Raw genomic sequence first — 20,988 nt, 5'->3', positions numbered from 1 at the left:
CACCGACGAGCATCGATCTCGGATATCTCCCCATCCATGAACTGCCCAACGAGCGAACCCAACGACCGTCACTGTAAGCACCGTTGCAGTACTAGTTCGTGTGGAGTCGGAAATCGGGTGAGTGGGGGCGGCCGCGTCTGCGAGGCTGCTGCGCCATGAGCACTTCGAACGTTCTGCCTGTTCTGCGCACCTGTGACCTGTCGGACGCCTATCGGGCGGTTCGGCGCCTGCTGGGCCTGGTCGTCCCCATGGACGGCTTCCGGGTCAGTGCGTTCGGGCAGGTGCTGGCGGTGGCGGAGGCGGAGCGCCTGGTTGCCGCGTTCCCCGAGGGCGTGATCATTCCGGACGAGGGGCCCGAGTCCAGTGACGAGACGCGGGCCATGGTGGTGGCGGGGGACCCGCGGGTGGCGGGGATGCTTCCGCTCAGGTTTTATCTGGACGACTGTCCGGTCGGGTCGATCGAGGAGGCGTTCCTCGGGGTGGTCGGGGCCGGGGCGGGGTGGATCGAGTGGGACTGGTTCAGCTGGCCGGCGGTTCCGGAGCTCGGGCTGGGGATGCGGAACAAGGACGCGTGCTTGCAGATCGCCATCAACAGCCGGGATGTGACCGCTGACGTGCCGGCGGCGGATCACACGGTCTTCATCCACTTCCGGTCGGGCGACGTGGAGCGCGCCGAGTGGCTGGCCCGGCAGGTCGGGCTGCGGGGGATCGGGCCGGTGGAGATGGGCTGGTAGCAGCGTGCTGCCGTATTCTTCCCTATCGGATTGGCAAATGGGGAACGATGGGGAAGGATGCGGCGTGCAGGAGTTCTACTCCGTCGAGGATGTGGCCGAGCTGTTGGGGCTGCATGTGAAGACCGTCCGGGGCTATGTGCGGGACGGGAAGCTGAAGGCGGTGCGGATCGGGAAGCAGTACCGGATCGCGCGGGCGGAGGTGGAGGCGTTCACCGGGGGTGCCGAGGTGGTGGGCCCCTCGCGGGCGGAGGTTTCGGCCGTGGTGCAGGTGGACGGGGTGGGGCGCGGGGACGCGGATCGGCTGGTGACGGCGGTGCTCGCGGCGGCGTCGGCCTGGTCGTCGGGGGAGTCGCGGCCGTTGTGGGTGCAGGCGGTGCGGGACGAGGCGCGGGGCGGGTTGCGGTTCGTGGTGCTGGGGCCGCCGCGGCGGGTGGGGGATGTGCTCGGGTTGATCGAGGATCTGACGGGAGACGTGCGATGACGGTGGTTCGGGAGCTGGGCGGGGTCCAGGTGATGGTGTGCGGGGCGGAGGGCGCGCCGGTCGCCGGTGAGCAGGACGCGGTGGACCTGCTGGGGAACGCGTACTACCAGGGGGCGTCCTGGGTGGCGGTGCCGGTGGAGCGGTTCGCGGAGGAGTTCTTCCGGCTGCGCAGTGGGGTGGCGGGCGGGGTGGTGCAGAAGTTCGCCCAGTACCGGATGGGTCTCGCGGTGGTGGGGGACGTCGCACCGCACGTGGAGCGGTCGGACGCCCTGCGGGATTTCGTGCGGGAGAGCAATCGCGGGTTGCAGCTGTGGTTCGTCTCCGACGTGGAGGAGCTGGCGGGCCGGCTGGCCGGCTGAGAGGCGTCAACTCCGGGGTTATGTAGGCCAGTTGATCCGGCCCCGAGGGGTTCCCGCGTGAGGTGACATGTGCAATTGTACATGTCACCCCCAGTCGTCGAGCTGGTCTCGACGGCGCATTCCCCCTCCGCCGCGCCCCCAACACGCGGCGTCATATCGGCCCGGAGGCCCCCACGTGCGAACCTTCCGGATACCGTTCGCGTCCCCCGCGCGAACGTGGAGCCTGCTGCTTTCCTTCTGCCTGACCCTCGGCTTCCTCGCCGCCTTCGTGCCGGGCGCCCGGGCGGCCACCCCCACCGCTCCCACCGGCGAGCGGCCCGCGAAGGCGTCGAAGTCGGCGCCGCGCAGCACCGAGGCGGCCGAGCGCCGCAAGGACGCCGACCACGACGTGCGGTCGGACGCCAGCAAGCGGCCGCCGCTGAGCGTGAAGGGCGAGCCGCAGCAGGCGAAGTCCCTCGCGGCAGCGGCCGCGTGCAACGCGTCCGACTTCACCGGGAAGACCGGCGGCGCGCTGGTCGCCCAGATCAAGTCCGCCACCGTGGACTGCGTGAACTCGCTGTTCCTGCTCAAGGGCAACGACGCGAAGCTGGCGTTCAACGAGGCGCAGATGGTGAGCGTGGCCAACGCGCTGCGCGACGTCTCCGTCAACTACCCGGGTGACGACTCCACTTCGGCCACCCAGATCGTGCTGTACCTGCGGGCCGGGTACTACGTGCAGTGGTACAACGCGGACGTGGTCGGCCCGTACGGCGCCAACCTGAAGTCCGCGATCGAGGGCGGCCTGGACGCCTTCTTCGCCGCCCCGCACTCGCAGGACGTGACCGATGCCAACGGCGCCACGCTGGGCGAGGCCGTCACCCTGATCGACAGCGCGGCCGAGAACGCCCGCTACCTGTCGGTCGTCAAGCGGCTGCTGAACGGCTACAACAGCAGCTACGACAGCTCCTGGTACATGGTCAACGCCGTCAACAACGTGTACACGGTGCTCTGGCGCGGCCACCAGAACAGCGACTTCCTGCCCGCCGTGCAGGCCGATCCGAGCGTGCTCGACACCCTGCAGGCGTTCGCCACCCGCAACAACGCCCTGCTCGGCGGGACCAAGGACTTTCTGGTCTCCAACTCGGGCCGTGAACTGGGCCGGTTCCTGAAGTACCCGGCGATGCAGGCCAAGGTCCGGCCGCTGATGAAGAGCCTGCTGGACCAGACCTCGATCACCGGGCGGACCGGGACGATGTGGGCGGTCCTGGCGGAGATGACGGACGCCTACGACAAGGCCAACTGCGCCTACTACGGCACCTGCGACCTGGCGAACCGGCTGAAGGCGGCCGTGCTGACGGTCAACTACACCTGCAGCCCCAGCATCAAGATCGTCGCCCAGGCGCTGACGGCGGACCAGCTGGCCACCACGTGCAGCAGCCTGAAGGGCCAGGACGCGTACTTCCACGGCGTGGTCCGGGACAACGGCGCGGTCGCGGACGACAACAACACCACCATCGAGGTGGTGGTGTTCCACTCGCGCAACGACTACCAGACCTACGCCGGCACCATCTTCGACATGTCCACCGACAACGGCGGCATGTACCTGGAAGGCAAGCCGGCCACGGTCGGCAACCAGCCGCGGTTCATCGCCTACGAGGCCGACTGGGCGCGCCCGGCCTTCGAGATCTGGAACCTCAACCACGAGTACACCCACTACCTCGACGGCCGGTTCGACATGTACGGCGACTTCGACGCCGGCATGACCACCCCGACCGTCTGGTGGGTCGAGGGCTTCGCCGAGTACATCTCCTACGGCTACCGGGGTGTCGAGTACACCGACGCGATCAACCAGGCCGGGCAGCACACCTACGCGCTGTCCACCCTGTTCGACACCACCTACAACAACGCCGACCAGACCAGGGTCTACAACTGGGGCTACCTGGCGGTCCGTTACATGCTCCAGTCGCACCGCGCCGACATGGACGCCGTGCTCGCCAAGTACCGCACCGGTGACTGGGCCGGCGCCCGGACGATCCTGAAGACCACCATCGGCACCCGCTACGACGCCGACTTCAACAACTGGCTGACCGCCTGCAACACCGGCAACTGCGGTCCGGCCGTGCCGAGCGTCCCCGAGTGCACCGGCTCCGACACCCGGCAGCTCGACAAGAACTGCGGCCGCTCCAACGTCGCCGCCACCGTCCAGAACTACGCGTACTTCTACCTGTGGGTGCCGGCCGGCACCACCAGCCTCACCATCACCACCTCCGGTGGCACCGGCAACGCCGACCTGTACTACAACGGCAGCAACTGGGCCACCACCGGCTCGTACACCGCCAAGTCCACCGGCAGCGGCAACAACGAGACGCTGACCATCACCAACCCGCCCGCCGGGTACAACTACATCAGCCTGTACGGCCAGCAGGCGTTCAGCGGAGCCGCGGTCAGCACCTCGTACTGACCGCGCTCGGCACGAGCGGCCCGGCCCACCCAGCGGTGGGCCGGGCCCCGTCGCGTTCCCGGATGGGAGATCATGGACGGTCGAGCACCCGAGCACTGAGGAGCCACCCGTGGCCGAGATCGTCCTGTTCCACTCCGCGTACGGCCTGCGCCCCGCCGTGCACCGGGCCGCCGACCGGCTGCGCGAGGCCGGGCACACCGTGCACACCCCCGACCTGTACCAGGGCCGCACCTTCGACGAGGCCGAGGAGGGCATGGCGTACCGCGACGAGATCGGCAACGACGAACTGCTGCGCCGCGCCGTCACCGCCGTCGCCCCGCTGCTGCCCGCGAAGCACGGCCTGGTGTACGCCGGGTTCTCGCTCGGCGGATCGCTGGCGCAGAACCTGGCCCTCGCCGACGAGCAGGCCCGCGGGCTGCTGCTCCTGCACGGCACCTCCGACCTGCGCGAGGACGCGGCCACCGGCATCGCGGTGCAGCTGCACGTGGCCGAGCCGGACGCGTACGAGTCCGAGGACTGGCTGAACACCTGGTACCTGCAGATGACCCGGGCCGGCGCCGACGTCGAGGTGCACCGCTACCGGGGCGCCGGGCACCTGTACACCGACGCCGAACTGCCGGACTACGACGCCGAGGCCGACGAGCGGACCTGGGCGGCCGCGCTGGCGTTCCTCGCCGAGCTGGACGCGGAGGCCGAGGCCGAGGACACCGCGGAGGCCGACTCGCAGGGCTGACCGGCCGTCAGCCGGAGAACCGGACCGTGCGAGTGGCCGCGTCGGGCTCCAGGAACTCCAACAGGCGCTCGCCCTCGGCCGCCAGCTCGGCCCGCTGCCCGTGCGGGACGAGCGGGGTGAGCGTCAGCACGGCCGCGCCGCGCTTCGCCTCGTGCGCCCAGGTGCCTGCCACCCGGCCGTCCACCAGGTAGGAGGCCAGCAGGGTGCCGTTCACCGCCCGGTACACCTGCCGGTGGATGTCGGCGGGCAGCATCCTGGTCCGGTCGGCGTGCGAGAGCAGCGCCGCGTCCCACTTCGGCAGGAAGCGGACCGGCAGTTCGCGGCCCGGGTCGGGGACCGGCGGGGCGTCCTGGAGGTCGAGCAGCTCCCGGCCGGCCTCGTCCCGGTAGCGGACCAGCTCGCCGAGTTCGGCCAGCGCCAGGTCGATCTGCCGCAGCCTCAGCCCGCTGAAGTGCGCGATGTCGGCGCGCGAGGCCGGTCCGTACCCGGCCAGGTAGCGGCGCACCAGCCGGGCCGTGGCCTCCGGCTCGGGCGGCAACTCGCCCTGCCACAGCACGAATCGGGGCTTGCCGTGGGCCCGCCAGTGCCCGGACGGGGCGACGTGCACCAGTGGGGCCAGGGCGCGGGCGTAGTGCAGCAGGTCCTCGGGCCGGATCCGCTCCTTCGACGCCTCGGCCAGGTGGCCGCGCAGCTCCTCGGCGGAGCGTGCCACGGTGGCGAACTCCCGCAGCGAGGCGGTGAGTTCGTCCTCATCCAGGCCCGCGTCCCGGTGCCGGCCGCGCAGGTCGGTGAGCCACTGGCGGCGCCAGGCGGCGGCCAGGTGGCCGTAGTCCTCGCCCGGCACCAGGTGCAGGGTGCCGCGCATCAGCGTCGCCTTCACCACGCTGCCGTCCAGCAGCGCCGCGTCCAGCTGCCCGGTGGTGAAGCCGGGCAGCCGGGACCACAGCGCGAGGTGCGGCGACGGCGAGTACTGCGCCTGCAGCGCGGCCAGCCGGCGCGCCGCCTCGACGGCGGGCAACGGCTGGGCGCGGTCCAGTAGTTGGCGTTCGAAGTAGCCGACCGTCAACTCGCGGGCGGTCAGCGTTCGGACGGCGGTGGGCATCGTCGGGCTCCTCTCGGCGACGCCCAAGCTAACAGTCGGTCAGGACATCGGAGGGGTGGGCGGCGGCTGGTGGTGAGAGTGGTCCTGGTGCGAGTGGTGGGGCTGCGACTCGCCGCCGGTGACGGGACCGGGGGCGGGGGCGGGCTGGTGCGAGTGGTGCGGCTGGTGTGTGAAGTGCGGCGGGGCGGGCGGGGCCGGGGGATAGCCGGGCGCACCGGCGGGCGGCGCGGGCGGTGCCGGGGGATAGCCGGGCGCACCGGCGGGCGGGGCGGCCGGTGCCGGGGGGTAGGCGTACGCGGCGCCGGGGTCGCCGGCGGGCGGCTGCGGCAGCCCGGGCCGCGGTGCGTGCGGGTGGGGGAAGGGCGGTTGCGGAACCGGCCCCGCGGCCGCGCCGCCCCACGGGCCGGGAACGGCGCCCGGGTGGCCGAAGCCCGGCTGCGGGTGCAGCGGCGCGGTGCCCGGGGTGCGGGTGGCGGCCACCACCACGGTGACGGCCAGGGCGATCAGCAGGTTCAGCGGCAGGGTCAGGGTCAGCAGCAGGTGCCCGAACGGCTTGTACACGTACTCGCTGCCGGCGTTGTCCCCGGTGAACAGGATGACCAGCTCGTTCAGCGAGAGGTACGCGTTGACGGCGGTCAGCGGTATCGCCGCGCCGCGCACCCAGCGGCCGCCCGCGAACGCGCCGAACACGACGGCGGCCGTCGCCAGCAGGTACGCGGTGCTCCAGCCGAAGAAACCGACCGGGGCCGGCACGATGTGCTTGTACGAGAAGCCGAGCGCCGTCGGCAGGTACGACAGGCCGTCGCCCTGCGCCAGGTCGTAGCCGAGGATGCCGAGCAGGCTGATGAGCTGCAACAACATGAGCACGCCGATTCCCGGCAGGCCGCGGACGGCCGGCCGGGCAGCGGGCAGAGGCGATGGTGCGAAGGCCATGGCAGGGTCCCCTCCCGTAACCGTGTGGTGGTCGGAGGTTAGCGCTTCAACGTCCGGAGGGGGACTAGACTCGGATCCGCGATCCCGGAAGCCGTGGTCCGAGCCCAGGTGGTGGCTCGGGCCTTACGTGTTTCAGCCCCCGCAGTACCCCCGCAGTACCCCCTCAGTACCCCTCAGTACCCCGGAGGCCCCGCCTTGAGCGACCAGCCGTACGCGCACCTGCACGTCCACACCGAGTACTCGATGCTGGACGGCGCCGCCCGGCTGAAGCAGCTCTTCAAGGAGGTCGAGCGGCTGGGCCAGACCCACGTCGCGATGACCGACCACGGCAACATGTACGGCGCCGCCGAGTTCCACAAGCAGGCCACCGCCGCCGGCATCACCCCGGTGATCGGCATCGAGGCGTACGTGGCGCCGGAGTCCCGCTCGAACACCAAGCGCATCCTGTGGGGCCAGCCGCACCAGAAGAAGGACGACGTCTCGGCGTCCGGTGCCTACACCCACAAGACCATCTGGGCCCGCAACAAGGAGGGCCTGCACAACCTCTTCAAGCTGACCTCCCGCTCGTACGCGGAGGGCTGGCTGGTGAAGTGGCCCCGGATGGACAAGGAGATCATCGCCGAGCACGCCGAGGGCCTGATGGCCACCACCGGCTGCCCGTCCGGCGTGGTGCAGACCCGGCTGCGGCTCGGCCAGTTCGACGAGGCGCTCAAGTCGGCCGCCGAGTACCAGGACATCTTCGGCAAGGAGAACTACTTCCTGGAGCTGATGGACCACGGCCTCGACATCGAGAAGCGGGTCCGTGACGGCCTCCTGGAGATCTCCAGGAAGCTGAACATCCCGCCGGTGGTCACCAACGACTCGCACTACACCACCGAGGCCGACGCCGGCGCGCACGACCTGCTGCTCTGCGTCCAGACCGGCAAGAACCTCTCCGACCCGGACCGCTTCCGGTTCGACGGCACCGGCTACTACATCAAGTCGGCCGCCGAGATGTACGGCCTCGACTCCTCGGACATCTGGCAGGAGGGCTGCCGCAACAGCCAGCTGCTGGTCGCCTCCCGGGTCGACACCGAGGGCATGTTCAAGTTCAAGAACCTGATGCCGCGGTTCCCGATCCCGGAGGGCTTCGAGTCCGAGGCGGACTTCTTCAAGTCCAAGGTCTGGGAAGGCATGGACTGGCGCTTCCCGGGCGGCTACGACGACGAGCACAAGAAGCTCGCCGAGTACGAGATGGACACCATCATCCAGATGGGGTTCCCGGCGTACTTCCTCGTGGTCGCCGACTTCATCATGTGGGCCAAGAGTCAGGGCATCGCGGTCGGCCCCGGCCGTGGCTCCGCGGCCGGCTCGCTGGTCGCCTACGCGATGGGCATCACCGACCTCGACCCGATCCCGCACGGCCTGATCTTCGAGCGCTTCCTCAACCCCGAGCGCATCTCCATGCCCGACGTCGACATCGACTTCGACGAGCGCCGGCGCGGTGACGTGATCCGCTACGTGACGGAGAAGTGGGGCTCCGACAAGGTCGCCATGATCGTCACGTACGGCACCATCAAGGCGAAGGCCGCCATCAAGGACTCCTCGCGCGTCCTCGGCTACCCGTACGCGATGGGCGACCGGATCACCAAGGCGATGCCGCCGGACGTCATGGGCAAGGGCATCCCGCTCTCCGGCATCACCGACAGCTCGCACCCCCGCTACGGCGAGGCGGGCGAGATCCGCGGCCTGTACGAGAGCGACCCGGACGTCAAGAAGGTCATCGACACCGCGCGCGGCATCGAGGGCCTGATCCGCCAGCCCGGCGTGCACGCCGCCGGCGTCATCATGTCCGCCGAGCCGCTGACCGACCACATCCCGGTCTGGACCCGGCACACCGACGGCGTCACCATCACGCAGTTCGACTACCCCACCTGTGAGGGCCTCGGCCTTCTCAAGATGGACTTCCTCGGCCTGCGCAACCTGACGATCATGGACGACGCCGTCAAGGCGATCGAGAAGAACAAGGGCATCAAGATCGAGCTGCTCGATCTGCCGCTCGACGACAAGCCCACCTACGAACTGCTCGCCCGCGGCGACACGCTCGGCGTCTTCCAGCTCGACGGCGGCCCCATGCGCTCGCTGCTGCGCCTGATGAAGCCCGACAACTTCGAAGACATCTCCGCCGTCCTCGCGCTGTACCGCCCGGGCCCGATGGGCGTCAACTCGCACACCAACTACGCGCTGCGCAAGAACGGCCAGCAGGACATCACCCCGATCCACCCGGAGCTGGAGAAGCCCCTGGAGGAGATCCTCAAGCCGACCTACGGCCTGATCGTCTACCAGGAGCAGGTGCAGAAGGCCGCGCAGATCCTGGCCGGCTACTCGCTCGGCCAGGCCGACCTGCTGCGCCGGGCCATGGGCAAGAAGAAGAAGGAGATCCTGGAGGCCGAGTTCGTTCCCTTCCAGAAGGGCTGCCGCGAACACGGCTACTCGGACGCCGCGATCCAGGCCGTGTGGGACGTCCTCGTCCCGTTCTCCGGCTACGCCTTCAACAAAGCCCACACCGCCGGCTACGGACTGGTCTCCTACTGGACCGCCTACCTCAAGGCCAACTACCCGGCCGAGTACATGTCCGGCCTGCTCACCTCGGTCAAGGACGACAAGGACAAGTCCGCGGTCTACCTCAACGAGTGCCGCAAGATGGGCATCCAGGTGCTCCCGCCGGACGTCAACGAGTCCGACGCCGACTTCACCCCGCACGGCAGCGACACCGTCCGGTTCGGCCTGACCGCCATCCGCAACGTCGGCGGCCCGGTGGTGGAGTCGATGATCCGCACCCGGAAGGCCAAGGGGAAGTACACCTCGTTCCCGGACTTCCTGGACAAGGTCGAGGCGGTGGTCTGCAACAAGCGCACCGTCGAATCGCTGATCAAGGCCGGCTCCTTCGACTCGCTCGGGCACACCCGCAAGGGCCTGACCGCCCAGTTCGAGCCGATGATCGACAACGTGGTCTCGATCAAGCGCAAGGAGGCCGAGGGCCAGTTCGACCTGTTCGGCGGCGACAGCGTCTCCGACGAGCCGAGCTTCGGCCTGGACGTGGTGTTCTCCGAGGAGGAGTGGGAGAAGTCCTTCCTGCTCACCCAGGAGCGCGAGATGCTCGGCCTGTACGTCTCCTCGCACCCCCTGCACGGCATCGAGCACGTGCTCGCCGACAAGGCCGACTGCGCGGTCGCCGACCTCGCCGAACGCCCCGACGGCACCATCGTCACCATCGGCGGCATCATCTCCGGCCTCCAGCGGAAGATGACCAAGCAGGGCAACGCCTGGGCGATCGCCACCGTCGAGGACCTGGCCGGCTCCATCGATTGCATGTTCTTCCCCGCCAGCTACCAGCTGGTCTCCTCCCAACTCGTCGAGGACGCCGTGGTGTTCGTGCGCGGCAAGCTCGACAAGCGGGAGGACGTACCGCGCCTGATGGGCATGGAACTCACGGTGCCCGACCTGTCCAACGTCGGCGCCCAGCTGCCGATCGTGATCACCGTGCCGGAGAACAAGCTCACCCCGCCGATCGTCAGCCGACTCGGCGAGGTGCTCACCCACCACAAGGGCTCCACCGAGGTCCACGTCCACCTGCGCGGGCGGACCAGGACCGTGGTGCTGCGCCTCGACCGGCACCGGGTGAAGTCCGACCCCGCGCTGTTCGGCGACCTGAAGCAGCTGCTCGGGCCGAGCTGCCTGGCCAGCTGACACCGGCAGGCGAAGAGCCCCTGCGGAGTTCCGACTCCGCAGGGGCTCTTCGCCGTTGACGCCGGATCAGCTCTCCTTGACCACCACGGTCTTGGCGGCCTTGTCGTGGAAGGTCTGCTGCAGCGGCTTGTCCCACAGCTGCGAGAGGCCGTTGACCAGCACCGCCAGGCTGCCGATGTACGGGACGATGTACGGGCCGCCCCAGACACCGGCCCGGGTCCACAGCTCGTTGTCGGTCGGCCGCGCGCCGGTGGCGACGCTGACCACCCGGAGCTTCATGGCCTTCTTGCCGACGGTCTGGCAGTGCTGAGTGGTCATCATGACGCCGTCGTAGACGACGTAGGCGATCGCCAGCAGCGCGAAGTACCCGATGGTGAGCGGGCCGAAGGTCACGGAGGCCACGACGCCGACGGGGAGGCCGACGATCAGGCCGTCGATCAGGCGCGCCACGAACCGGTCCACCGGGGTGGCCAGGGTGCGGGTCCCCGGGGTCGGCGGGACGCCGGGCGGCAGCGGCGGGGCGAGCCAGCCCGGCCACTGGGCCTGCGGGGCGCCGTAGCCGGGCTGCTGCCCGTAACCCGGCTGCTGTCCGTAGCCCTGCGGGGCGCCGTACCCGGGCTGCTGCTCGCCGTAGCCCGGCGGCGGCGGGGGAGGCGGGGGCGGGGTGCCGTAGCCGCCGTTGGCCGGAGGCGGCTGCTGACCGTACGGGTTCTGGCCGTACGGGTTCTGGCCGTACGGGTCCTGCGGCCCGTAGCCAGGAGGAGTGTTGCTGCTCATGCGTCCGACTCCAGGTCAACTGTTGGGAGTTGCTGGTGCCGTTGTACCCGGTTCGGGGCGAGCGATGGAAGACGATCCGACAATCGTTACTCAGTGCCAGCCGTAACGGTGCCTCAACGAGTCGACCACCAGCTGGAAACGGGCCCGGTCGAGGGCGCACGCCTCGCGCCGCATTCCGCCGTCGTGCACCCGGAACACCCGGTCCAGCGCCACCCAGGAGTCCCGGCCGCTGCGGTCCCACGGGCCGGCGCCGAGCGGCACCCAGTCCGGGTCGTTGTCGTGGCCCTTGCTGGACAGCATCACCGTCAGCAGGGTGCCGGAGCGCTCCCGGGCCACCACCAGCACCGGGCGGTCCTTGCCGCGGCCGTCGTTCTCCTCGAACGGCACCCAGGTCCAGACGATCTCGCCCGGGTCCGGGTCGCCGTCGGGGTCCGGCGCGTAGGTGGTGTGCACCGAACCGATCCGCTCGGCCGCTGTCTCCAGCGTGGCCCCGGTGCCGAACCGGCCGGGCTGTTCCTTCTGCTCGTTCAACTCATGCATGGCGGAAGGCTACCGACCGCTTCAAGCCCCCGCGTCCGGCTGCGACAGGTGGGCGGCGTAGAGGCGTTGCAGCAGCCGGTTCAGCCGGGCCCGGTCGGTGGCGGGGAGAGCGGCGAGGAAGCGGTCCTGCTCGGTGGCGGCCGCGGTGGCCAGGCCGTCCACCAGCGCCCGCCCCTCGGCGGTCAGCGCGACCACCCGGCGGCGGCCGTCGGTGTCGTGCGGGCGGCGCTCCACGAGGTGGCGGCCGGTCAGGCCGTCCAGCACCGACACCAGGTTGCGGGCGTCCACCGCCACCAGTTCGGCCAGCCGGCCCTGGCCGACCGGGCCGTGCTGCCCGAGCGCGACCAGCACGCCGTACTGGGCCTGGGTCAGCCGGTGTTCGCCGAGGAAGGCCGTCCAGGAGCGGGCGGTGAGCGAGCCGAGCCGGGCCAGCAGGAAGCCGGTCCCGCGCTCGTAGCCCGGGCGGTCGTCGTTCATGTGGCCAGCCTAGACGACCGGTCATCGACATGATCCATGTCTTTTGGTAGACATGTCGCATGTCGATCGAACTGAGGCGCCATCAGGTGCCCGTTGGTGAACTCTCCCTGCACGTCGTGGAATCCGGCGACCCCGACGGCCGCCCCTTCCTGCTGCTGCACGGCTGGCCCGAGTCCTCCCGCACCTGGCAGGGCGTGATGGCCGCGGCCGGCGACGAGGCCCGCCTGCTCGCCGTCGACCTGCCCGGCATCGGCCGCTCCACCGGCGGCGTCGGCGGCTCCAAGCGGCGGATCGCCGCCGCCGTACACGCGCTGATCGGCCAACTCGGCCTCACCGGAACCACGTTGGTCGGCCACGACGCCGGCGGCATGGCCGCGTACGCCTACCTGCGGGCCTTCGACGCCGTCGACCGGGTGGTGGTGATGAACACCGTGCTGCCCGGCGTCGCGCCCTGGGAGCAGGTGCTGGGCAACCCGTACATCTGGCACTTCGGCCTGCACGCCGTCCCCGACCTGCCCGAGACGCTGGTCGACGGCCGGCAGGAGGCCTACTTCGCGTACTTCTACCGGGTGCTGTCCGCCGACCCCGACCGGATCACCCCCGAATCGCGCGCCGACCAGGCCGCCGCCTACCGCGAACCCGGGCAGCTCACCGCCGGGTTCGACCTCTACCGGGCCTTCGGGCAGGACGCCCGCGACAACGCCGAATCCGCCGCCGCCGGGCCCGTCGACACCCCGCTGCTCTACCTGCGCGGCACCCGCGAACCCGTCGACCTCGACGCGTACGCCGCCGGCCTGCGGGCGGCCGGGGTGCGGGCGCTCAGCACCGGGCTGGTCGAGGGCGGCGGGCACTTCATGCAGGAGGAGCGGCCCGCCGAAGTCTGGCGGCTGATCCGGGAGTTCGCGGGCTGAACGGGCTGAACGGGCTGAGGGTGCTGAATTGATCGAACGGGCCGAACGGGCGTCAGGCGGCGCGCAGTTCGGCCGGGACCGCCGTGTGCAGGGCCGCCGCGAAGGCGGCCACGGCGGGATGGGCGGCAGCGCCCGCGCGGAAGGCGGTGCGGGTGCGGCGGTAGATCGGCAGGCGGGTCAGGGTGACGTTCGGGGGGCAGTGGCCGGTGCCCAGGTGGGGGACCAGGGCCACGCCCTGGCCGGCCGCCACCAGGGCGAGCTGGGCCGCGAAGTCGTCCACCCGGTGCCGGACCCGGGGGCTGAACCCGGCGGCCTGGCAGGCGCGTTCGGTCAGTTCGTGGCAGAGGGTGCCGGGCGGGGCGGTGATCCACGGGCTGTGCTGGTGGTCGGCGAGGGTGCCGGCGCTGCGGGCCGCCAGGTACATCGGCTCGGCGAACACCGGGCCGGTCAGCGCGATGCCCTCCTCCGGTTCGGCCGGCACCAGGTCGTACTCGTGCACCAGCGCCAGGTCCAGTTCGCCCGCGCGCAGCGCCGCCGCCACCGCGGCCGGGTCCACCTCGCTGACCATGGCCTCCAACTCGGGGTGCCGGGCGGCCAGTTCGGCCAGTGCGGCGGGGACCAGGGCGCGCACCGCGGACGGGTAGGCGCCGATCCGCAGCGGGCCGGCCAGGCCGCGGCGGGCGTGCGCCAGTTCGGCGTCCGCCCGCTCCAGCAGCTCCAGCACCGCCTCGGTGTGCCGCACCAGGTTCCGCCCGGCGGGGGTCAGCGCCACCCGCCGCCCGGTGCGCTCCAGCAGCGGCACCCCGGCCTCCCGTTCCAGCACCGACAGCTGCTGGGACACCGCCGAAGGACTGAACGCCAGGGCGTCCGCCACCGCCGCGATCGTCCCCAGGTGGGCCAGTTCGCGCAGCAGCCGCAGTCGTCGCACATCGAGCATCGGCTCAGCTTACGAGAAGCATCGGAAATGTGAACTGGACCCGCACGGTCGGCGCCCGGCACGCTTCCCCCATGGAACTCCACGGCATTCACGTCCCGCTGGTCACTCCGTTCACCGCTGACGGCGCCCTCGCCCTGGACGCGCTGGAGCAGCTGGCCCGCGACAGCCTGGACGCCGGCGCCGCCGGACTGGTCGCCCTCGGCACCACCGGCGAACCCGGATCCCTCACCGACGCCGAACAGGACGCGGTGGTCGAACTGTGCCGGCGCGTCACCACCGAGTACGGGGCCGTGCTGACGGTCGGCGCCGGGCACGGCGGCACCGCGCGCACCGCCGAGGCGCTGGCCCGGCTGGACGGGCGGGCGGACGCGGCACTGGTCGCCGTCCCGGCGTTCGTCCGTCCCGGCGAGGCCGGGGTGCTCGCGCACTTCCGGGAACTGGCCGCCACCAGCCCCGTGCCGCTGGTGATCTACCACATCCCGTACCGCACCGGGCAGCCGCTCGGCGCCGCCACGCTGCTGGAACTGCTGGCGCTGCCGCAGGTCGCGGGCCTCAAGTACGCCCCCGGCGGGATCGACGAGCAGGCCGTCGCGCTGCTGGGCGCCGAACCGCGCGGGGTGCTGGTCGGCGACGACCTGTTCCTGTCCCCGCTGCTCGCGCTCGGCGCCGACGGCGGCATCCTGGCCTCCGCACACCTGGAGACCGCCCGTTTCGTCGCCCTGCACCGGGCCTGGGCGGACGGAGACGTGCCGCTGGCCCGCAAGCTCGGCGCGGAGCTGGCCGAGGTGTCCCGGGCCGCGTTCGCCGGGCCCAACCCGACCGCGCTCAAGGCGCTGCTGCACCGCGCCGGGCGCATCCCCACCCCGGCGGTGCGGCTGCCGCTGCTCGCGCACGGCTGAGATCCGCGCAGAATTTGCGGCCCGCGGGCGCCCCGACGAAAGGGATTGCCGCCTCGGACGGCAGGCGTTCACGCCTTGGGACGCCCCCGCGCGCACCCGCTCTGACAAGGCATGATGGCTTTGCACAACGTAGGAGGAGGAGACTCGGATGAAGGTCGGCATCGTAGGAGCCACCGGTCAGGTCGGCGGCGTGGTCCGCGAGATCCTGGCGGAGCGCAACTTTCCGGTTGAGCAGCTGCGGCTGTTCGCCTCGGCCCGCTCGGCCGGGCGCACGCTGCCCTGGAAGGACACCGAGGTCACCGTCGAGGACGCCACCACGGCCGACTACCGCGGTCTCGACATCGTGATCTTCTCCGCCGGCGGGTCCACCTCCAAGGCCCTCGCCCCGAAGGTCGCCGAGGCCGGAGCCGTCGTCATCGACAACTCCTCCGCCTGGCGCCGCGACCCCGAGGTCCCGCTGGTCGTCGCCGAGGTCAACCCCGAGGCGATCGCCGAGCGCCCCAAGGGCATCATCGCCAACCCGAACTGCACCACGATGGCCGCGATGCCCGTGCTGCGGCCGCTGCACGGCGAGTCCGAGCTGGTCTCGCTGGTGGTCTCCACCTACCAGGCGGTCTCCGGCTCCGGCCTGGCCGGCGTCTCCGAGCTGCACGAGCAGGCCCGCAAGGTCGTCGACGACGCCACCGCGCTGGTGCACGACGGCGCGGCCGTCGAGTTCCCCGCGCCGGGCGTCTACAAGCGTCCGATCGCGTTCAACGTGCTGCCGTTCGCCGGCGCGCTGGTGGACGACGGCAGCAACGAGACCGACGAGGAGCAGAAGCTCCGCCACGAGAGCCGCAAGATCCTCGGCATCCCCGAGCTGAAGGTCTCCGGCACCTGCGTGCGCGTCCCGGTCTTCACCGGCCACTCGCTCCAGGTCAACGCCCGCTTCGCCCGCCCGCTCAGCCCCGAGCGCGCCACCGAGCTGCTGGCCGACGCCCCGGGCGTCGTCCTCACCGACATCCCCACCCCGCTGCAGGCCGCCGGCCAGGACCCGAGCTACGTCGGCCGGATCCGGGTGGACGAGACCGTCGACAACGGCCTGTCGCTGTTCCTGTCCAACGACAACCTGCGCAAGGGTGCCGCGCTCAACGCGGTGCAGATCGCCGAACTGGTCGCCGCCGAACTGCGCGGCTGATCGGCAGAGCCACCAGGGGCGCCGGGGAACCTCCCCGGCGCCCCTTCGCGCTCACTGCCCGGGGTGCGCCTGCTTCGGGGTGACGGTGATCGGCAGCTCCGCCGAGGTCGCCGATCCCGTCCACTTGTCGCCCGCCGTGTACCACTGGTACGTGCCCGACATGCTGGCCTCGAGTCGTATCGACACCATGCCCTCGGCGTTGCTGTTGGTCGCCGTCAGCGTGGACCAGTTGTCCGAGCCGGTCGGGCGGAACTGCAGGTACACCGTCGTGCCGCGCTGCGGAATGTAGCCGCCCTCGTCCCACATGGTGCGCCGGAGCCGCGCCTGCAGCTGGATGCTCTGGCCGTCGACCGCCGTCGTGGGGCAGGACGCCTGGTCGAACTGCGCCGTCCGCTTCAGCGAGAAACCGCCCGCCGACTTCGACACGTAGCGGTCGCCGTCGTTGGCCTGGATCCGCAGGTCCACGAACCAGGTGCCGGCCTGGTCGTCGAACAGCACCCGGGAGGTCGCCGAGGCCGTCGCCTCGCCCGTGCAGCGGCTCACCGTGCCGGTGGCGTCCAGCGGGACGCAGCTCATCGGGCCGACCTTGAGGGTCGCGTAGTTCGGGCCCCACAGACCTATCGGATCGACAGTGCGGATGCCGGAACGGTCCGTCGCCGTCACCTCCACCGGGAAGGTCCGGGTCTCGGTCGGGCCGAGCTCGACCGTGCGGCCGCCGTTGACCACCACCGAGACCAGCGAGGTGTCCCCCTGGGAGGTCTCCGGAACGGTCGAGGGCACCAGGACGATGGCGACCGCTCCGATCACCGCCACTCCGCACAATGCCACTGCACTCTTCCGCACGGTGTCCCAGTATCCAGGGTCGCGAGCCGAACCGTTCGACGCGGTTCACCGAGCGAACGAAGGGGAAAGGTGTGCGCAACGGTGGGCCGGACCGCCGGGCGGCGTCCCCACCGCCGCGGCGCCGGGCCGAGGAGGAGGTGCCAGATGGACCGCTGCGTCGTCCTGGTCGACGCGGGCTACCTGCTGGGCGCCGCCGCCAGCCTGCTCGCGGGAGAACCCGGCCGGTCCCGGATCGCCGTCGACCACCCGGTGCTGATCGGCGCGCTGCGTGAACGCGCCGAGGAGGAGACCGGGCTGCCGCTGCTGCGGATCTACTGGTTCGACGCCGCCATCGACCGCAGACCCGCGCCCGAACACCGGCGCCTCAGAGTGCTGCCCCGGGTCACCGTCCGGCTCGGCGCGCTCACCCGCGCGGAGGGGCGCTGGGTGCAGAAGGGCGTGGACGCCGCGATGCACGCCGAACTCAGCGAACTCGCCCGCAACCACGCCTGCGCAGACGTGGTGCTGGTCACCGGCGACGGCGACCTGCTGCCCGGCGTCGCCTCCGCCAAGGAGCACGGCGTGGCCGTCCACCTGTGGGCGCTGGAGGCCGCCGACGGCGACTTCAACCAGTCCGAGGAACTCGTCGGCGAGGCCGACGAACGCCGGGTGCTCGACCGCGCCTGGATCGAACGCTGGGCCCGCCCCCGGGAGGCCGCCACCGAACCCGCTGTCGTCACCCCCGTCGTCGCGCCGGTCGCCGTGCTGCCCACCCCGCCCCGCCCGCGCGCCACCGCCCCCGCCGCCGCGGCCGTCCCCAGCGGGCGGACTGCCCCGTTACGGGTCATCCCCACCCCCAAGGACCTGGCCGGCCGCGCCCCCGTCCTCGCACCCGTGCCCGTACCGCCGGCCGCCGCGCTCGGCGGGCCGGTGCTGCGCTGGTCCTCCGACCGCGGCTGGCTGGAGCGCACCGACACCACCGGCGCCGCCGACACCCTGCCCACCCTGGACCGCCTCACCACCGCCGCCCAGCGCTGGGCCGACCGCGAGGAGGACATCACCAGCGTCGGCGGCGACCCCCAGGAGGTCGGCCAGGTCTTCGCCCGCCGCTGGCTCGACCGCCTCGCCACCACCGACCGCCCCGCCCTGCTGTGGACCGAGCACCCGCGGATCCCGCACCGCCTCGACGGCGAACTGCTGCGCTACGCCGCCCGGTTCGGCCTGCTCGCGCACAAGGAGGACCAGATCGACGAGCAGGACAGGTACGCGATCCGGGAAGGCTTCTGGAAGGAACTGGCCGCCCGCGTCCCCGACACCCGGCGTCCCGCGGAGGCACTGGAGGACAGCTGACCACCGCCGACGGCTGCTTTCGGTGTGACCCGCATGCCCGGAACGTCCCCCGCGGCGCGTAGAGTCTTCCGTCGTGAGCAAGGCACCTCAGGGCTGCTGCACCGTCAGCGGCCTGGTCAAGACCTATCGGGCGGGCGGCACCGAGGTCCGGGCCAACGACGGCATCGATCTCGCCGTCCGGCGCGGCGAGATCTTCGGGCTGCTCGGACCCAACGGCGCCGGCAAGTCCACCCTGGTCCGCCAGCTCACCGGCCTGCTCCGCCCCGACGCCGGCACCATCGAGCTGCTCGGCCACGACATCGTCCGTCACCCCGAACGGGCCGCCCGGCTGCTCGGCTACCTCGGCCAGGAATCCACCGCCCTCGACGAGCTCACCGTCGCCCTCGCCGCCGAGACCACCGGCCGGCTGCGCGGCCTGTCCCGCGCCGCCGCCCGCGCCGAGACCGCCGACGTGATCACCGAACTCGGCCTCGAACCGCTCGCCCACCGCCCGCTCGCCAAGCTCTCCGGCGGCCAGCGCCGCCTCGCCTGCTTCGCCGCCACCCTGGTCGGCGAACGCCCGCTGCTGGTGCTGGACGAGCCCACCACCGGCATGGACCCGGTCGCCCGCCGCGCCGTCTGGAGCGCCGTCGACCGCCGCCGCGCCGAGCGCGGCACCACCGTGCTGCTGGTCACCCACAACGTCATCGAGGCCGAGACCGTGCTCGACCGGGTCGCCGTGATCGACGGCGGCAAGGTCATCGCCTGCGACACCCCCGGCGGCCTCAAGGCCCTGGTCGACGGCCACGTCCGACTCGACCTGGTGTGGCGCCACGACGCCCCCACCGGCGTCCCCGCCGTCGCCGCGCTCGCCGAACGCGCCGAGCGCACCGGCCGCCGCTGGACCCTGCGCACCACCCCCGACGAGGCCCGCGAACTGGTCGCCGCCGTCACCACCGGCCCCGCCTTCGCCGCCCTCGACGACTTCACCCTCGCCACCCCCACCCTGGAGGACGCCTACCTCCGACTCGGCGGCCGGCACGAAGGACTCACCCGATGACCCTGCTCGACGCCCCCGCCGACACCGGCACCGGGCAGGCCGCCCCGCTGGCCCCCGCCGCCCGGCTGCTGCCGGCGCTGGCCGCCGTCTACCGCGCCCAGCTGGCCCGCGCCAAGGTCTCCCGGATCCCGCTGCTGTTCGTCGCGACCTTCCAGTCCATCGGCATCCTGGTGATGATGCGTGGCGTCGTCGACCCCGGCGACAATCCCTCCGCGCACGCCGTGGTGGCCGGCTCCGCCGTCCTGGTCGTCGCCTTCGTGGCACTCAACCTGCTCGCCCAGTACTTCGGCCGGCTCCGCCACACCGGCGGCCTCGACCACTACGCGACGCTGCCCGTCCCGCCCGCCTCCGTGGTGCTCGGCACGGCCGCCGCGTACGCCTCCTTCACCGTGCCCGGCGTGTTCGTCACCGCCGCCGCCGGCAGCTGGATGTTCGGGCTGCCGATGGGCCGGCTGTGGATCCTGTTCGCGGTGATCCCGCTGGCCGGCGCCGCGCTCGCCGGACTCGGCGCGGCGCTCGGGCTGCTCGCCCCCCGCCAGGAACTCGCCACCCTCGCCGGGCAGTTGGGCATGTCCGCGGCGCTGCTGCTGGGCGTCCTGCCGGCCTCCCGGCTGCCCGTCCCGGTGCAGTGGCTGCGCGACCTGCTGCCCTCCAGCTACGGCGTCGACGCCTTCGCCCTCACCTTCGCCCCGCACCCCGACTGGGCCCGCGTCCTGCTCGACCTCGGCGTCTGCGGCGCGGTCGGCCTCGGCTCGCTGACGCTCGCCACCTGGGCGTACCGGCGGGCCGCCCGCTAGCTCCTCCCCGGGGAACTTGCACCGCCGGGAGATCGACAGCGGCGGGGGCGGCCGTGGGACGATGGGGCCGTGACCGTACCGAACACACCTGCGGGTAACACGCCGCCCGGGGCGGACCCGTTCGCCCCGCCCCACCCGCACCAGCCGCCCGCCCCCGTCGAGCGGCCACCGGTCGGCCCCGAACTGCGGATCGGAGCGATCATCGCTGTCGCCGGAGCGGTCCTCGGCGTCGTGCTCGGCCTGCTCTGGCTCTGGCTCGCCCCCCGGATCGGGTTCGAGGTCCAGGACAACCGGATCCTCTACCGCGATCCCGAAGGCGAAGCCCAGATCGCCGCCGTCGGCGTCTTCTCCCTCCTCGGCCTCGCCCTCGGCGTCGCCACCGCCCTCGGCGCCTTCCTCTGGACCCGCGCCCGCGGCGGCGGCATCGCCGTCGCCGTCGGCCTCACCGTCGGCGGCCTCCTCGGCTCGGTCATCGGCTGGCAGCTCGGCACTCGGCTCGGCCCCACGACGGACCTGCGGGCGCACGCGCTGGCCGTCGGCAACGGCGGCACGTTCGACGGGCCGCTGGAGCTCACGGCGCACGGGGCGTTGCTGGTGTGGCCGATGACGGCGACGATCGTGCTGCTGGCGCTGTCGGCGACGTTCGGCAAGCGGGAGCCGGACCGGCCGCCGTACTGGGCGCAGCAGTAGCGGGTGCGAGGACAGGGGCGCGGGGAACTGCGCGACAAGCGCAAGTCACGTCCGCAAGGTC

20 protein-coding genes are annotated in these 20,988 nt (G+C 71.9%); 13 read left to right on the top strand and 7 right to left on the bottom strand.

The genetic code is table 11. From position 1 onward, the window contains the following. Window positions 1-155: 155 nt before the first annotated feature. The 5 genes from ACFYST_RS19765 (at window position 156) to ACFYST_RS19745 (ending at window position 4,747) form a co-directional block, all read left to right on the top strand. Complete coding sequence (locus ACFYST_RS19765) at window positions 156-734, top strand: hypothetical protein (protein ID WP_387863955.1); 579 nt, start codon at window positions 156-158, stop codon at window positions 732-734. 64 nt (window positions 735-798) lie between these two features. Continuing rightward, complete coding sequence (locus ACFYST_RS19760) at window positions 799-1,215, top strand: helix-turn-helix domain-containing protein (protein WP_387645922.1); 417 nt, start codon at window positions 799-801, stop codon at window positions 1,213-1,215. Then, a complete protein-coding gene (locus ACFYST_RS19755) occupies window positions 1,212-1,574 on the top strand; it encodes a DUF4180 domain-containing protein (protein ID WP_387863953.1) in 363 nt (120 codons plus the stop codon). Before ACFYST_RS19760 ends, ACFYST_RS19755 begins: the two co-directional genes overlap by 4 nt. A gap of 175 nt (window positions 1,575-1,749) precedes the next feature. Next, window positions 1,750-4,014 carry a M9 family metallopeptidase gene (locus tag ACFYST_RS19750; RefSeq protein WP_387863951.1) on the top strand — a complete coding sequence of 755 codons (2,265 nt, stop codon included), beginning with the start codon at window positions 1,750-1,752 and terminating at the stop codon, window positions 4,012-4,014. A 109-nt stretch (window positions 4,015-4,123) separates the two neighbouring features. Further along, window positions 4,124-4,747 carry a dienelactone hydrolase family protein gene (locus tag ACFYST_RS19745; protein WP_387645917.1) on the top strand — a complete coding sequence of 208 codons (624 nt, stop codon included), beginning with the start codon at window positions 4,124-4,126 and terminating at the stop codon, window positions 4,745-4,747. A gap of 7 nt (window positions 4,748-4,754) precedes the next feature. Here the strand turns inward: ACFYST_RS19745 and ACFYST_RS19740 are convergent, their stop codons facing one another. Then, window positions 4,755-5,849: a winged helix DNA-binding domain-containing protein gene (locus tag ACFYST_RS19740; protein WP_387863950.1), complete on the bottom strand. Its 1,095-nt coding sequence runs from the start codon at window positions 5,847-5,849 to the stop codon at window positions 4,755-4,757. 39 nt (window positions 5,850-5,888) lie between these two features. Then, window positions 5,889-6,710: a hypothetical protein gene (locus tag ACFYST_RS19735; RefSeq protein WP_387863948.1), complete on the bottom strand. Its 822-nt coding sequence runs from the start codon at window positions 6,708-6,710 to the stop codon at window positions 5,889-5,891. 267 nt (window positions 6,711-6,977) lie between these two features. Between ACFYST_RS19735 and dnaE the strand changes: the two genes are divergently transcribed. Then, window positions 6,978-10,511 (top strand): DNA polymerase III subunit alpha, encoded by a 3,534-nt coding sequence (dnaE, locus tag ACFYST_RS19730; RefSeq protein ID WP_387645909.1) that lies wholly within the window; start codon window positions 6,978-6,980, stop codon window positions 10,509-10,511. A 66-nt stretch (window positions 10,512-10,577) separates the two neighbouring features. Here the strand turns inward: dnaE and ACFYST_RS19725 are convergent, their stop codons facing one another. The 3 genes from ACFYST_RS19725 to ACFYST_RS19715 form a co-directional block, all read right to left on the bottom strand. After that, window positions 10,578-11,288 (bottom strand): RDD family protein, encoded by a 711-nt coding sequence (locus tag ACFYST_RS19725; RefSeq protein ID WP_387645907.1) that lies wholly within the window; start codon window positions 11,286-11,288, stop codon window positions 10,578-10,580. Window positions 11,289-11,378: 90 nt separating this feature from the next. Next, window positions 11,379-11,828 carry a type II toxin-antitoxin system PemK/MazF family toxin gene (locus ACFYST_RS19720; RefSeq protein WP_387863946.1) on the bottom strand — a complete coding sequence of 150 codons (450 nt, stop codon included), beginning with the start codon at window positions 11,826-11,828 and terminating at the stop codon, window positions 11,379-11,381. A gap of 21 nt (window positions 11,829-11,849) precedes the next feature. Beyond that, window positions 11,850-12,305: a MarR family winged helix-turn-helix transcriptional regulator gene (locus ACFYST_RS19715; RefSeq protein WP_387863943.1), complete on the bottom strand. Its 456-nt coding sequence runs from the start codon at window positions 12,303-12,305 to the stop codon at window positions 11,850-11,852. Window positions 12,306-12,364: 59 nt separating this feature from the next. Here ACFYST_RS19715 and ACFYST_RS19710 point away from each other — a divergent pair, with 59 nt between their 5' ends. Beyond that, window positions 12,365-13,216, top strand: a complete 852-nt coding sequence (locus tag ACFYST_RS19710) for an alpha/beta fold hydrolase (protein WP_387645900.1) — start codon at window positions 12,365-12,367, stop codon at window positions 13,214-13,216. Window positions 13,217-13,268: 52 nt separating this feature from the next. Here the strand turns inward: ACFYST_RS19710 and ACFYST_RS19705 are convergent, their stop codons facing one another. Further along, window positions 13,269-14,153 carry a LysR substrate-binding domain-containing protein gene (locus ACFYST_RS19705; RefSeq protein ID WP_387863941.1) on the bottom strand — a complete coding sequence of 295 codons (885 nt, stop codon included), beginning with the start codon at window positions 14,151-14,153 and terminating at the stop codon, window positions 13,269-13,271. A 29-nt stretch (window positions 14,154-14,182) separates the two neighbouring features. Between ACFYST_RS19705 and ACFYST_RS19700 the strand changes: the two genes are divergently transcribed. Both ACFYST_RS19700 and ACFYST_RS19695 read left to right on the top strand, forming a co-directional pair. Next, window positions 14,183-15,052, top strand: coding sequence for a dihydrodipicolinate synthase family protein (locus ACFYST_RS19700; protein ID WP_387645896.1), 870 nt, complete (start codon window positions 14,183-14,185; stop codon window positions 15,050-15,052). A 148-nt stretch (window positions 15,053-15,200) separates the two neighbouring features. Next, complete coding sequence (locus ACFYST_RS19695; protein WP_387863939.1) at window positions 15,201-16,229, top strand: aspartate-semialdehyde dehydrogenase; 1,029 nt, start codon at window positions 15,201-15,203, stop codon at window positions 16,227-16,229. 51 nt (window positions 16,230-16,280) lie between these two features. Here the strand turns inward: ACFYST_RS19695 and ACFYST_RS19690 are convergent, their stop codons facing one another. Further along, window positions 16,281-17,036: a hypothetical protein gene (locus ACFYST_RS19690; RefSeq protein WP_387645890.1), complete on the bottom strand. Its 756-nt coding sequence runs from the start codon at window positions 17,034-17,036 to the stop codon at window positions 16,281-16,283. Between the two features lie 180 nt (window positions 17,037-17,216). Between ACFYST_RS19690 and ACFYST_RS19685 the strand changes: the two genes are divergently transcribed. From ACFYST_RS19685 to ACFYST_RS19670, 4 genes are all read left to right on the top strand, one after another. Then, entirely contained in the window at window positions 17,217-18,401 is a 1,185-nt protein-coding gene (locus ACFYST_RS19685) for an NYN domain-containing protein (RefSeq protein WP_387863937.1), read from the top strand. Between the two features lie 73 nt (window positions 18,402-18,474). After that, window positions 18,475-19,440, top strand: a complete 966-nt coding sequence (locus tag ACFYST_RS19680) for an ABC transporter ATP-binding protein (RefSeq protein WP_387863935.1) — start codon at window positions 18,475-18,477, stop codon at window positions 19,438-19,440. Further along, the gene (locus ACFYST_RS19675; RefSeq protein ID WP_387645883.1) at window positions 19,437-20,237 is read left to right on the top strand and encodes an ABC transporter permease; all 801 of its coding nucleotides are present in this window, start codon (window positions 19,437-19,439) and stop codon (window positions 20,235-20,237) included. The genes ACFYST_RS19680 and ACFYST_RS19675 overlap by 4 nt, the downstream gene beginning before the upstream one ends. Window positions 20,238-20,306: 69 nt before the next feature. Beyond that, window positions 20,307-20,927 (top strand): hypothetical protein, encoded by a 621-nt coding sequence (locus ACFYST_RS19670; RefSeq protein WP_387645881.1) that lies wholly within the window; start codon window positions 20,307-20,309, stop codon window positions 20,925-20,927. Window positions 20,928-20,988: the final 61 nt, after the last annotated feature.

Origin of the sequence: Kitasatospora sp. NPDC004614, from assembly GCF_042873675.1 — a bacterium.
GTDB lineage: Bacteria > Actinomycetota > Actinomycetes > Streptomycetales > Streptomycetaceae > Kitasatospora.
Note: the sequence above shows the minus strand (reverse complement) of the source record. Positions and strands in the feature narration are given on the sequence as shown.

Excerpts from the sequence above, each read along its gene's own strand:
- ACFYST_RS19725 (WP_387645907.1), bottom strand. The coding sequence starts at position 11,288 with ATGAGCAGCAACACTCCTCCTGGCTACGGGCCGCAGGACCCGTACGGC.
- ACFYST_RS19715 (WP_387863943.1), bottom strand. The coding sequence starts at position 12,305 with ATGAACGACGACCGCCCGGGCTACGAGCGCGGGACCGGCTTCCTGCTG.
- ACFYST_RS19695 (WP_387863939.1), top strand. The coding sequence starts at position 15,201 with ATGAAGGTCGGCATCGTAGGAGCCACCGGTCAGGTCGGCGGCGTGGTC.
- ACFYST_RS19765 (WP_387863955.1), top strand. The coding sequence starts at position 156 with ATGAGCACTTCGAACGTTCTGCCTGTTCTGCGCACCTGTGACCTGTCG.
- ACFYST_RS19720 (WP_387863946.1), bottom strand. The coding sequence starts at position 11,828 with ATGCATGAGTTGAACGAGCAGAAGGAACAGCCCGGCCGGTTCGGCACC.
- ACFYST_RS19735 (WP_387863948.1), bottom strand. The coding sequence starts at position 6,710 with ATGTTGTTGCAGCTCATCAGCCTGCTCGGCATCCTCGGCTACGACCTG.
- ACFYST_RS19755 (WP_387863953.1), top strand. The coding sequence starts at position 1,212 with ATGACGGTGGTTCGGGAGCTGGGCGGGGTCCAGGTGATGGTGTGCGGG.
- ACFYST_RS19710 (WP_387645900.1), top strand. The coding sequence starts at position 12,365 with ATGTCGATCGAACTGAGGCGCCATCAGGTGCCCGTTGGTGAACTCTCC.
- ACFYST_RS19675 (WP_387645883.1), top strand. The coding sequence starts at position 19,437 with ATGACCCTGCTCGACGCCCCCGCCGACACCGGCACCGGGCAGGCCGCC.
- ACFYST_RS19685 (WP_387863937.1), top strand. The coding sequence starts at position 17,217 with ATGGACCGCTGCGTCGTCCTGGTCGACGCGGGCTACCTGCTGGGCGCC.
- ACFYST_RS19740 (WP_387863950.1), bottom strand. The coding sequence starts at position 5,849 with ATGCCCACCGCCGTCCGAACGCTGACCGCCCGCGAGTTGACGGTCGGC.
- ACFYST_RS19705 (WP_387863941.1), bottom strand. The coding sequence starts at position 14,153 with ATGCTCGATGTGCGACGACTGCGGCTGCTGCGCGAACTGGCCCACCTG.